The organism is Pseudomonas sp. ML2-2023-6 (assembly GCF_037055265.1).
In the GTDB taxonomy this organism is placed as follows: domain Bacteria; phylum Pseudomonadota; class Gammaproteobacteria; order Pseudomonadales; family Pseudomonadaceae; genus Aquipseudomonas; species Aquipseudomonas kulmbachensis.
Genome location: NZ_CP146347.1, coordinates 315,887 through 328,246 on the forward strand (window position 1 = coordinate 315,887; position 12,360 = coordinate 328,246).

Annotated in this window: 9 protein-coding genes; all 9 read right to left on the reverse strand. The window is 58.1% G+C overall.

Annotation, left to right across the window (positions count from 1 at the left end; genetic code table 11):
- Positions 1 to 20 precede the first annotated feature (20 nt).
- The 9 genes from gltB to pilM all read right to left on the reverse strand — a co-directional run bounded on the left by gltB (position 21) and on the right by pilM (position 12,182).
- Positions 21 to 4,469 (reverse strand): glutamate synthase large subunit, encoded by a 4,449-nt coding sequence (gltB, locus tag V6L79_RS01325; RefSeq protein WP_338579713.1) that lies wholly within the window; start codon positions 4,467 to 4,469, stop codon positions 21 to 23.
- A 331-nt stretch (positions 4,470 to 4,800) separates the two neighbouring features.
- Positions 4,801 to 6,366 (reverse strand): SPOR domain-containing protein, encoded by a 1,566-nt coding sequence (locus V6L79_RS01330; protein ID WP_261740071.1) that lies wholly within the window; start codon positions 6,364 to 6,366, stop codon positions 4,801 to 4,803.
- A 10-nt stretch (positions 6,367 to 6,376) separates the two neighbouring features.
- Positions 6,377 to 7,477 (reverse strand): 3-dehydroquinate synthase, encoded by a 1,101-nt coding sequence (aroB, locus tag V6L79_RS01335; protein ID WP_261740072.1) that lies wholly within the window; start codon positions 7,475 to 7,477, stop codon positions 6,377 to 6,379.
- 161 nt (positions 7,478 to 7,638) lie between these two features.
- On the reverse strand, positions 7,639 to 8,157 hold the full coding sequence (gene aroK, locus V6L79_RS01340; RefSeq protein WP_261740073.1) for a shikimate kinase AroK: 519 nt from the start codon (positions 8,155 to 8,157) through the stop codon (positions 7,639 to 7,641).
- 4 nt (positions 8,158 to 8,161) lie between these two features.
- Entirely contained in the window at positions 8,162 to 9,496 is a 1,335-nt protein-coding gene (locus tag V6L79_RS01345) for a type IV pilus secretin PilQ family protein (protein ID WP_338579714.1), read from the reverse strand.
- A 13-nt stretch (positions 9,497 to 9,509) separates the two neighbouring features.
- Entirely contained in the window at positions 9,510 to 10,037 is a 528-nt protein-coding gene (locus V6L79_RS01350) for a pilus assembly protein PilP (RefSeq protein ID WP_261740074.1), read from the reverse strand.
- A complete protein-coding gene (locus V6L79_RS01355) occupies positions 10,034 to 10,657 on the reverse strand; it encodes a type 4a pilus biogenesis protein PilO (RefSeq protein ID WP_338579715.1) in 624 nt (207 codons plus the stop codon). Before V6L79_RS01355 ends, V6L79_RS01350 begins: the two co-directional genes overlap by 4 nt.
- Entirely contained in the window at positions 10,654 to 11,220 is a 567-nt protein-coding gene (locus tag V6L79_RS01360) for a PilN domain-containing protein (protein WP_321834950.1), read from the reverse strand. Before V6L79_RS01360 ends, V6L79_RS01355 begins: the two co-directional genes overlap by 4 nt.
- The gene (pilM, locus tag V6L79_RS01365; protein WP_338579716.1) at positions 11,220 to 12,182 is read right to left on the reverse strand and encodes a type IV pilus assembly protein PilM; all 963 of its coding nucleotides are present in this window, start codon (positions 12,180 to 12,182) and stop codon (positions 11,220 to 11,222) included. The genes V6L79_RS01360 and pilM overlap by 1 nt, the downstream gene beginning before the upstream one ends.
- Positions 12,183 to 12,360 lie beyond the last annotated feature (178 nt).

Genomic DNA, 12,360 nt, shown 5'->3' on the forward strand with positions numbered 1-12,360 from the left:
TCAAACTTTTCAGGCGCATATCACTGCGGGTTGGCACGGATGCTGGAAAGCAACGATTTCAAGCTGGCAGCCTTAGGCTTGACCATCCAGAACCGACGCAGGTAGTCATCGAGGTTTTCCGAGAGGTTGCGACCCCACTCGCTGTTGGTTTCCTCAACGTATTCGTCCAGCACGTGTTGCAGGTGATTACGGTAGGCCTCCATCGCTTCGCCACTGATCCGCTGGATTTCCACCAGTTCGTGGTTAACCTTGTCGACGAAAGTGTTGTCCTGATCCAGCACGTAGGCGAAACCGCCGGTCATGCCCGAGCCGAAGTTGTAACCGGTTTTGCCCAATACGCAGACGAAACCGCCTGTCATGTATTCGCAGCAGTGATCGCCTGTGCCTTCAACCACGGTGTGAGCACCGGAGTTACGCACTGCGAAACGCTCACCCGCCGTACCAGCCGCAAACAATTTGCCGCCGGTTGCGCCGTACAGGCAGGTGTTGCCGACAATCGCGCTGTCCTGGGTTTTGTAAATGCTGCCTGTTGGCGGCACTATCACCAGCTTGCCACCAGTCATGCCTTTGCCTACGTAGTCGTTGGCATCGCCTTGCAGGTACATGTTCAAACCACCGGCGTTCCACACACCAAAGCTCTGACCTGCAGTGCCTTTGAAGCGGAACGTGATCGGTGCTTTGGCCATGCCCTGGTTGCCGTGGGCACGGGCGATTTCACCCGAGATACGGGCACCGATCGAACGGTCGCAGTTGCAGATATCGAGCGAGAACTCGGCACCGCTCATGTCGTTGATGGCTGAAGTCGCCAGCTCGACCATCTTCTCGGCCAGCAGGCCTTTGTCGAATGGCGGGTTGCGCTCTACTTGGCAGAACTGTGGCTTGTCGGCCGGGATATGGTCGCTGCCCAGCAGGGGCGTCAGGTCCAGGTTGTGCTGTTTGGCGGTTTCGCCCTGCAGAATTTCCAGCAGGTCGGTACGCCCGATCAGCTCTTCGAGAGTGCGCACGCCCAGCTTGGCCAGCCATTCGCGAGTTTCTTCGGCCACGTAGGTGAAGAAGTTGACCACCATGTCGACGGTGCCGATGTAGTGGTTTTTACGCAGCGATTCGTTCTGGGTCGCAACGCCGGTAGCGCAGTTATTGAGGTGGCAAATACGCAGATATTTGCAACCCAGCGCAATCATCGGTGCAGTCCCGAAACCGAAGCTTTCAGCACCCAGGATCGCCGCCTTGATCACGTCGAGGCCGGTTTTCAGGCCGCCGTCGGTCTGTACCCGCACTTTGCCGCGCAGGTCGTTGCCGCGCAGGGTCTGGTGGGTTTCAGCCAGGCCCAGCTCCCACGGTGCGCCCGCGTACTTGATGGAGGTCAATGGCGATGCGCCAGTGCCGCCGTCATAGCCGGAGATGGTGATCAGGTCGGCATAGGCCTTGGCCACGCCAGCAGCGATGGTGCCTACGCCCGCTTCAGCTACCAGCTTCACCGATACCAGCGCTTTCGGATTGACCTGTTTGAGGTCAAAGATCAGCTGCGACAAGTCTTCGATGGAATAGATGTCGTGGTGCGGCGGTGGCGAAATCAGGGTCACGCCGGGTACGGCATAACGCAGCTTGGCGATCAGACCGTTGACCTTGCCGCCTGGCAGTTGCCCGCCCTCGCCCGGCTTGGCGCCTTGGGCCACCTTGATTTGCAGCACTTCGGCGTTGACCAGGTATTCCGGGGTTACACCGAAACGGCCAGTGGCCACTTGCTTGATTTTCGAGCTTTTGATGGTGCCGTAACGCGCAGGGTCTTCGCCGCCTTCACCGGAGTTGGAGCGTGCGCCCAAACGGTTCATGGCTTCGGCCAGGGCTTCGTGGGCTTCTGGCGACAGTGCGCCCAACGAGATACCAGCCGAGTCGAAACGCTTGAGGATCGAGTCCAGCGGTTCGATGTCGTCGATGGACAGCGGCGTATCGAGGGTCTTGACCTTGAACAGGTCGCGGATCATCGACACCGGGCGCTTGTCGACCAGAGCGGTGTATTCCTTGAACTTGCTGTAGTCGCCCTGCTGCACAGCGGCTTGTAGGGTAGCTACCACGTCCGGGTTGTAGGCGTGGTATTCGCCACCGTGCACATACTTGAGCAGGCCGCCTTGCTGGATCGGCTTGCGCGCGCTCCAGGCTTCGGCCGCCAGCAGTTTTTGCTCGGCTTCAAGGTCAACGAAACGGGCACCCTTGATGCGGCTTGGCACGCCACGGAAGCTCAGGTCGCAAATTTCTTCGGACAGGCCGATGGCTTCGAACAGCTGCGCACCGCGGTACGAGGCAATGGTCGAGATGCCCATCTTCGACAGGATCTTGAGCAGGCCTTTGGTGATGCCTTTGCGGTAGTTCTTGAACACCTCATAGAGGTCGCCCAGCACTTCACCGGTACGGATCAGGTCGCCCAGCACTTCGTAGGCCAGGAACGGGTACACCGCCGAGGCACCGAAACCGATCAGCACCGCAAAGTGATGCGGGTCACGGGCGGTCGCGGTTTCGACCAGGATGTTGCTGTCGCAACGCAGGCCTTTCTCGGTCAGACGGTGATGCACAGCGCCCACAGCCAGCGAGGCGTGAACCGGCAGCTTGCCCGGCGCGATATGACGGTCACTCAGCACGATCTGGGTACGGCCAGCGCGTGCAGCCTCTTCGGCCTGATCGGCGATATTACGCACGGCCGCTTCAAGGCCGACGCTTTCGTCGTAGTTGAGGTCGATGATCTGACGCTCAAAACCCGGCAGGTCGAGGTTCATCAGCGAGCGCCACTTGGCAGGCGAGATCACTGGCGAACTGAGAATCACACGGGAGGCGTGCTCCGGCGACTCCTGGAAAATGTTGCGCTCGGCACCGAGGCAGATCTCCAGCGACATGACGATAGCTTCACGCAGCGGGTCGATCGGCGGGTTGGTCACCTGCGCGAACTGCTGGCGGAAGTAGTCATATGGCGTACGTACGCGCTGGGACAGCACGGCCATTGGCGTGTCGTCACCCATCGAGCCTACGGCTTCGTAACCTTGCTCACCCAACGGGCGCAGCACCTGGTCGCGCTCTTCGAACGTGACCTGATACATCTTCATGTATTGCTTGAGCTGATCAACGTCGTAAAACGCCGAACCGTGGTCATGGTCGTCGATGGTGGCCTGGATGCGCAGGGCATTCTTGCGCAGCCACTGTTTGTACGGGTGGCGCGACTTCAAGCGGTTGTCGATGGAGTCGGTGTCCAGTACCTGACCGGTTTCGGTGTCCACGGCGAGGATCTGGCCAGGGCCGACACGGCCTTTGGCGATCACGTCTTCAGGCTTGTAGTCCCATACGCCGATTTCCGAAGCGATGGTGATGTAGCCATTGGTGGTTGTCACCCAACGCGCCGGGCGCAAGCCGTTACGGTCGAGCAGGCAGACCGCGTAACGACCGTCGGTCATTACTACGCCAGCCGGGCCGTCCCACGGCTCCATGTGCATGGAGTTGTACTCATAGAACGCCCGCAGATCGGGGTCCATGGTTTCAACGTTCTGCCACGCAGGTGGAATCAGCATGCGCACGCCACGGAACAGGTCGATACCGCCGGTGACCATCAGCTCCAGCATGTTGTCCATGCTGGAGGAGTCGGAACCCACACGGTTAACCAGCGGCCCGAGCTCGTCGAGGTCGCCGATCAGGTCGTTGGCAAACTTGGTGCGACGGGCCTGGGCCCAGTTGCGGTTGCCGGTGATGGTGTTGATCTCGCCGTTGTGGGCGAGAAAGCGGAATGGCTGAGCCAGCGGCCACTTCGGCAGGGTGTTGGTGGAGAAGCGCTGGTGGAACACGCAGATTGCGGTTTGCAGGCGCTCATCGCTCAGGTCCGGATAGAAGGCGGTGAGATCCGCCGGCATCATCAGGCCTTTATAAATGATGGTCTTGTGGGAAAAGCTGCAGATGTAGTGATCGGTGTCAGCCGCGTTGCTCACCGAAGAACGGCGGCGGGCGCTGAACAGTTTGATCGCCATGTCCTGATCGCTCAGGCCATCGCCTGCGATAAACACTTGCTCGATCTGCGGCAAACGCTCCAGTGCCAGACGGCCCAGAACGCTGGTATCGATTGGCACCTTGCGCCAGCCCACCAATTGCAGGCCAGCCGCCAGGATTTCGCTGTTCATGTTAGTGCGGGCCGCTTCGGCCTTGATCGGGTCCTGGTTGAAAAACACCATGCCGACCGCGTATTGCTTGGGCAAATCTGCGCCGAACTGTTCCTTGGCGGTTGCGCGCAAGAACACATCAGGCTTTTGAATCAGCAGGCCACAACCGTCACCGGTCTTGCCGTCTGCGTTGATCCCACCGCGGTGGGTCATGCAGGTCAGGGCTTCAATGGCGGTTTGCAGGAGGGTATGACTAGGTTCGCCCTGCATATGGGCAATCAGGCCGAAACCACAGTTATCCTTGAATTCATCGGGGTGGTACAGACCTGCTTTCATAGACACTTTCTCACCAGGCTGCCCCAAAAAGGGGCAAATTTCTTTTAATTCAACCACTTGCTCCCCACGCTGAACGTACGCCAGCTTGGCAGGGGCAAAAGGGTGGTCATTCTACACACCGCCATAAAGGCTCACAAATTTAGCGCCGATTAAATGAAATTTAATGTCGCGTTTGTGAATGTTTAAAGCGATTAGCCGTGCTAGTCAAAACATTTTTTGATGTTGACCGTCGCGCGGCGCAGACACCACAAGGCACACGGCTCAAAAGCCGCATGCTCTAGCAGGAATGTTGGAGTGCTGGAAAGGCGACCTGGGTAAGGTCACCGGATCATCAGCGAGCTGCAGCCAGTTCTTGTTGAACGCTGGCGACAGTGCGAGGCCAAGGTTTACCAGCCTGTGTCTTCGCTGGCAAGTTCTTGATTGCCGCAGTTGCTGCGGCATGGCTTGGGAAGTTGCCGTAGGTGACAACGTACAGCGGCTTGCCATTCAAGGATTTCTTGAAGTAGCGAGCTTCACCGCCCAGTTCTTTAGCGACATTTTGCGCAGACGCTTCAGAGCTGGTGCCTACGATCTGCACCACATAGTTGTTGGCAGGCTGGCTGGAGTACCAGCTGCCGCCCGGTGCGGCCTTGGCCAGGGTGACCGGCTTCTCGACAGGCTTGACCACAGGCTTGGCGGCCGGGGCTGGGGCAGGTTTGGCGACCGGAGCAGGCTTGGCCACAGCAACGGTGGGTGCTGGGGTTGGACGCGGTGCTGCCACAGGCGCAGGGCCCGATGGCACGCCAACCGGTGGCGCAGTGGTGGTCACGGTAGGTGGCGAAGCAACGCCGCCGTCGACCGCAGGCACACCGCCATCATCGCCTTCCGCGATCCCACCGGCTGCTTCTGCCAGCGGGCCGCGCATGACCGGCTGCGATTGCCCAACCAGCGGCAATGGCATCGGCTGGGAAGAGCCTGCGAAATCAACCGACGGTTTGCCACCGCTATTCGGCGAGGCTTGCCCCAATTGTGTTTGTTCAGCACCTGGCGCGGTAGGCGCCTTGCTGCGACCCGGAATCAAAAAGGCAGCAGCTACGGCCACTACCACTACTGCACCAATGGCCAATACGTGTTTCTTCGGCATTTTGAACCCCATACTTGGACGCTTGACCGCTGAGCGGCTGGCAATCATGGCTTCGATCATCGCATCGCGGGCAACCTGGTTGATAGTGCCAGGCCAGCCTTCGGAGCTCTCGTGTATATCTGAGATCTGCTGAGCGCTAAAGAGTTCGATTCCAGCCCCGGCACCTTCGAGACGCTGAGCCAGATACTCGCGGGTTTCATCAAGGGTATAGGGCTGCAAATCGATTACATGGAAGCGCTCTTCATCAGCGCTCAGTTCCTCAAGCCCGGCAATCATTGACGGCTCACCGAACAGGAACACATGCGGACGGCCTTCAGGCGCACCCGCAGCCAGCGCCAACAATGCTTGCAGCGCGGACTCGTCCAACTGCTCGGCGTCATCGACCAGCAAGTAGACTTCTTGCCCGGTCAGCGCCAATTGCACCACTTGCGCCAGAATGGAACCCACATCGGGTCGCGCAACGTTCAGCGTTTGTGCCACCTGCTGCAAGATACCGGCAGCATTGCCAGCCCCTCGCGCCGAGACCACAACGCTCTGTACCGACTGCTTGTTGGTACTTGCCACCAACGCCTGACGCAGCAAAGTCTTGCCGCTGCCTTCAGGGCCGGCAACGACTAAAAGCAACTGGCTGTAGCGGGCAAGGTGGTGCAATTGCCCAAGCACCGGCTTGCGCTGGGCAGGGAAAAATTTGAAACCCGGAACCCGTGGTGCAAAGGGGTCGTGGTTGAGCTGGAAGTGACCGAGGAACGCCTCGTCGGCATGCAAACTAGTCATCAGGATCTTATTAACCTTTAAGCTGAGCCAGCGCGCGGTAATCCGCACCCAGCGTGGCTTGTAGAACCTCTTGTGGATAATCGTCAGTCACTGTGGCTTCGCCCATGTGGCGCAACAGCACCAGCCGAATACGACCGTCGATCACTTTTTTATCAACTGCCATGTGTTGCATGAAGTCGGCTGGCGTCATTTCGGTGGGCGGCACTACAGGCAAGCCGGCACGCTGAAAGATCCTAATTCCGCGATCACGCTCTGCATCGCTGATCCAGCCCAAACGGGCGGACATTTCCAGCGCCATCACGGTGCCGGCTGCCACGGCTTCGCCATGCAGCCATACGCCGTAACCCATATGAGTTTCGATGGCATGGCCAAAGGTATGGCCGAGGTTGAGGGTGGCACGCACGCCCGTCTCGCGCTCATCGGCGCCGACCACTTCAGCCTTGGCCGCGCACGAGCGTTGAATGGCGGCAGTCAGGGCGACCTGATCCAGCGCACGCAGCGCGTCCATGTTGTCTTCAAGCCAGGTCAGGAACGGCTCATCGCAAATCAGGCCGTACTTGATAACTTCGGCCAGCCCCGCAGACAGTTCGCGGGCAGGGAGGGTGTTGAGGGTCTGGGTATCTATCAGCACCAGGTTGGGCTGATAGAAAGCACCGATCATGTTTTTACCCAGCGGGTGGTTGATCCCGGTTTTACCGCCCACCGACGAATCGACCTGGGACAGCAAGGTAGTCGGCACTTGGATGAAATCAACACCGCGCTGATAACAGGCTGCGGCAAAACCGGCCATGTCACCCACCACGCCGCCGCCCAGTGCAATCACGGTGGTGCGTCGATCGTGGCGCGCCGTCAGCAGGCCATCGAAAATCAGCTGCAGGGTTTCCCAATTTTTGAACGATTCGCCATCAGGCAAGATAATCGGTACGACCGAGAACTGCGCGAGGCTGCGAGTCAGACGCTCAAGATAGAGTGGCGCGACCGTTGAGTTGGTCACAATCGCCACTTGGCGACCAGCGATGTGCGGGGCCAGCAACTGCGGCTGATCCAACAAACCTTCGCCAATATGAATCGGGTAGCTACGCTCGCCTAGATCAACCTTCACTGTCTGCATGAATCCCCGCGTTGAAGCAGGACGCTGGCGGCCTGCTTCGCAATTATCAAGTGATGGCATACCGTAAAATGCATGCCCGGCGCCGAGAATAGCGCATTTCGTATCGCACTTTAATGGCCTGCGCAGTACCTGGTAGTCGCAGCCTCGTCCCTCGTCAGCGGCTACCGGGGAGAAAGCTGCGCCAGACGCTCGAGAATATCCAGAACCACCATGCGCGGCGGCCGCTCATCGGTTTCGACCACCAGATCGGCGATTTCTCGATAAAGCGGATCACGCAGGGCCAACAGATCACGCAGGATTTTTTCCGGGTTGGCGTTGCGCAACAGAGGCCGGTTGCGGTCCCGCGAGGTACGAGCAACCTGCTGTTCGATAGAGGCATGCAAGTACACCACGCGCCCGCCATTGCGGAGCGCCTGACGGTTTTGCGGACGCATCACCGCGCCACCACCGGTCGCCAGCACAATGCCATTTTCATGGCATAGCTCGACGATCATGGCTGTTTCACGATCGCGGAAGCCCGGTTCACCTTCTTTATCGAAGATCCACGGGATATTGGCACCCGTGCGCACTTCAATTTCCTTATCGGAATCTTTGAACGGCAGGTGCAGCTCTTTGGCCAGCAAACGTCCGATGGTGCTTTTTCCAGCCCCCATTGGCCCAACAAGAATCAAATTTCGCACAGAATCAATGACTCACAGCAATCGCCTGGTTGTTCATGATACGCGGAGTCAGGAACACCAGCAGTTCGGATTTTTTTTCCAGGACAACGTCTTTACGGAAAAGTTGGCCAACATACGGCAGATCGCCTAAAAATGGCACTTTATCTATTACTTTGCTTTGAGTATTTGAGAACACTCCCCCAATCACGATGGTTTCACCGTCCTTGACCAGCACCTTGGCCCTGACTTCGTTCTTCTTGATTGGTGGCACATCCTGGATCCTGTTCATGTAATCGGGCTCATCCTTGGTCACGATGACATCCATGATGACGCTATTGTCCGGGGTGATTTGCGGCGTCACCTCCAGCGACAGCGACGCTTCCTTGAACGACACCGAGGTGGCCCCGCTTGCGCTGGTCTCCTGATAGGGGATTTCGGTGCCTTTAAGGATTTTGGCGGTCTCTTTGTCTGAAGTAACCACTTTGGGCTGAGAGATGATTTCGCCATTGCCGGTTTTTTCCATGGCCGTCAGCTCCAGGTCCAACAGTACGTTGTTGGTGATAAAGGCAATGCCCAATCCCGAGGTATTGCCCGAAACCCCCAGGTCCACAAAGGGCGCATTCATGTTGTCAGGCGCACCCCCTGACGCAGCAGACCGGGTAATGCCGCCAGCATTCCAGTTACCGCCTCTGCGTAAGGTCCCGCCCCAACTCACTCCCAGGCTTTTCTCGAAGTCCACGCCCGCCTCAACAATCCTGGCCTCGATCATCACCTGACGTACTGGCACATCCAGTTGGGCCACGATGCGCCGTAACTCATCCAGCCGCTCGCCCGACTCAAAGGCAATGATGTTATTGGTGCGCTCATCCACCGTGATCGTGCCCTGCCCGTTGATACCGGGCTGAGTGGCGGTCACCGACTGGAACAACCTGACGAGATCTACCGCCTTGGCGTAATTGACCTGCACCAGCTCTCGACGCAAAGGCGCAAGGTCATGCTGCGCGCGGGCCGCGAGGTGCTCAGCAGGCGCTATGCGCAACACATTGCCCTCAAGGCGTTTACCCAAATCCTTGCTTTCAAGTACCAGATCCAGCGCCTGATCCCACGGTACATCCTGCAAGTTGAGCGTAATGCTGCCTTGCACGGCGTCGCTGACCACCAGGTTAAACCCGGTAAAATCTGCCAGTAGCTGAAGCACTGTGCGTACTTCCACATTCTGAAAGTTCAGGGACATTTTCTCGCCCACATACGGCGGGTTCGTGGCGACTGAGGAGGGGGCGGCCTGTACCAGCGCCAGTGTTGACTGCGAATTCAGCGCACTCCATAGCGCCAGTACGCAGACCGGTAAAATCCTTTTCATGGTGTTTAATCCGTTAAGACTGCAGCTTCAAAGGGATAGTCAGGGATCTTTCCAGCCAACCGCCCTGACCATCAGAAATCACTTCAAACACTTCAACGAAAGTCGCTTCAATCGAGGCAATCTGACCGTTGTTTCGGCCCAGATAATCGCCTACTTTCAACCGGTGAATGACGCCATTGGCCCGCAGCAGAGCGTTAGCCTGCAGATCATTGGACAGCGTCCCGACCATCTCGAATTGCTCAAGGTCGAAACCCTCCAGAAATTGCCTAGCCCGGCCAACGTCAAGCTCATCTCCGGCAAGGCTTACCTGCCAACTGCCAGCGCCACCCCCAGGCGCAGCCTGAAAAGGGTTACGCAGTGCCATCGCCTCGTACGTAAACACCTGCGGAGCTTTGACACCGGGAACAGGAACTATGGTGCTGCCCGGAAGCGCCTGCGCGGCCTGCAAATACCTCTTGAGTTCGACCGTATCCTGTACGCCATCACACCCGGCTAACCCGGCCAGCAATCCGATGCCCAATAGTCGAACGCAAACACTCATGGGATCAGTCCTTGATCGTGGGTGCGGTAGGTCCTGGCCAGCAGTGTCATACGCAGTTGGCCGTCCCCAGTACCATTGAGCGGCGCAAGCGCGAAGTCATGCAGGGTGACAATGCGCGGCAAGCTCGCCATGGCACTGACGAAGAGCCCCAACTCGTGATAGCCACCAGCGAGGGTCATCTGTAGCGGCAACTCGGCATAAAACGGCTGGAGTACTTCGGGCAACCACTGGATACGTTCAATGAGCAGACCATTTGCCTTGCCCAGTTGCGAAACCTGATCAAGCAAACCGGGCACCTGAGCCTGAGCAGGCAATTGTTTCAGCATTGCGCTAAAAGCAGCTTCCAGATCGTGCAGTTGAATTACATAGGCATCCAGGTTCGCAACCTGTGCAACCCTGGATTCAAACGCAGTTTTGAGTGCGACTTGAGCCTCAGCCTGCTGTTGCAGTCGGGTAGTCGACGACAGCAGGAACAGGAGGTAGCCCAGCACCAGCAACAGGCTCAACCACAGCAGCGCCACAGCAGTTTTGCGGCGTGAGGACCACGCACCCACGCTTGCAAAATCCAGTTCCCGCAGGTCGATACTGCGCAAGCTCATCAGCCAGTCAGCAGCGTTCACAGCTGACCGCCAGCAGGCGTATGCCGCGCTTCACGCACCGTCAACTGAAACTGCCGCACATGTTCCCCATCATGAGCAGGACCTGCCTTGACGTCGATCAGTTCAGGGGTTTCCAGCCAATGCGAAGCATCCAGATTTCGCATCAGTTGCGCGACCAGGTTGTTGGACTGGGCAACCCCGGTGATCACAATGTTGCCCTCTGTCATTTTCACGTCGGTGAAATGCACGCCATCCGGCAAACTGCGTGCTAGCTGCTCCAAAATGATCCCGCTGCTCGAGCGACTGCTCTGCAGCATCCCGATTGTTTGCATGCGCTCAAGCAACTGCTCGCGTCGCACCTTCAACTGGTCGATTTGCTCCGCACGACCGTCCAGCTGAAACGTGGCGCTGCGGATCAGATCATTGCGCTCCAGCTGCTGCTCTACCAGACCGTCGATAAAATGGTCAGCCGCAAACACTCCGGCCACTGCCACCACCGACAAGACCGCCAACACCATCAAAAACCGCTTGCGCCGCCTTTCACGCAACAACGCGCGCCAGGGCAGCAAATTGATTTTTGCCATCAATCAAACCCTCTCAAGGCCAGACCGCAGGCAGTCAACAGCACCGGGGCATGACAAAGCAAGGTTTCAGGTGCGAGCGCGGGGTTAAGGCTCATGGCCAAAAAGGGATTGGCGGTGCGTGTCGGCACGCCAAGCCGATCCTCGACCCACTGACTTGTCCCCGGACTCGATACTGCCTCGCCAGCCAGCACAATCATGCTGACCACCCCTTTAATACCGGACTCGACAAACAGCTCAAGCCCGCGCTCCAGGTGTTGAACGAGCGTGCTTTGGAATGCTTGCACCCCGGCAGTGGCATGCCCAAAAAGCAGCTCGCTGGAGTAGATCACCTCGCCCTGTTGCACAATGCTCAGCTGAGTTGTGTGGGTCGCACAGTCGACCACCGCCACCGCCCCCTGCAATGCCAGCCCAGAGACCATGGCGTCCACACCGCGGGCCATGGCATGGGATTGGACAGCAACCACTCGCAGGTTCAATCCAACATCACTCAAGACCGACCGATACCACTCAAGTGCCTCCTGACGGCACGCCACCATGTGCACGTTAACCCGTGCGGGATGACTCGATGAATTGCCTTGAACCTCGAAATCCAGCGCCACGTCTTCAAGGGCATAAGGCACGTATTGCTCAGCCTCAAGACGTACATGCAGTTCAAGTTCGACTTCGCTCAAGCCCGCCTCTACCTCAAGGGTTTTACAGATGAGCCGCCCGTCGGGGATCGCCACTGCCGCATCACGCGCCACCACTGCAGCTTCTGCCAGCGCCTTGAGCAGCACTTGCACGACACTTTTCGGCTCAGCGCCGGTCTGATCATCCGCAAGCCCGGCTGGCAGCGGTTCAATGGCATAGGCTTGCAGCTTGAACGCACCCTGCGAACGGCTCAGTTCGACGAACTTGATCGCTTGCGGGCTGATATCGATACCTACGTACCGATGGCGTACTTGAGGAAATAATCCGGGCACTTTTGTTTTCCCTAATGCAATCCGTAACTTACGGAGGGTAAAAAATGAGATCCGTTCAAAACCTGTTCTGACATGCGGCTCATGACGTTCATGAGCGAAAAATGCTTATAATGCCGGGCGTTTTTTTCCGTATCGTCGACCCGGCGCAACTGCGCACTACCCTGACGTGCAAACCCAT

What these genes read in the sequence shown, in the direction of transcription:
- gltB (WP_338579713.1), bottom strand. Translation starts at nt 4,469, where the DNA reads ATGAAAGCAGGTCTGTACCACCCCGATGAATTCAAGGATAACTGTGGT.
- V6L79_RS01330 (WP_261740071.1), bottom strand. Translation starts at nt 6,366, where the DNA reads ATGACTAGTTTGCATGCCGACGAGGCGTTCCTCGGTCACTTCCAGCTC.
- aroB (WP_261740072.1), bottom strand. Translation starts at nt 7,477, where the DNA reads ATGCAGACAGTGAAGGTTGATCTAGGCGAGCGTAGCTACCCGATTCAT.
- V6L79_RS01345 (WP_338579714.1), bottom strand. Translation starts at nt 9,496, where the DNA reads ATGAAAAGGATTTTACCGGTCTGCGTACTGGCGCTATGGAGTGCGCTG.
- V6L79_RS01350 (WP_261740074.1), bottom strand. Translation starts at nt 10,037, where the DNA reads ATGAGTGTTTGCGTTCGACTATTGGGCATCGGATTGCTGGCCGGGTTA.
- V6L79_RS01360 (WP_321834950.1), bottom strand. Translation starts at nt 11,220, where the DNA reads ATGGCAAAAATCAATTTGCTGCCCTGGCGCGCGTTGTTGCGTGAAAGG.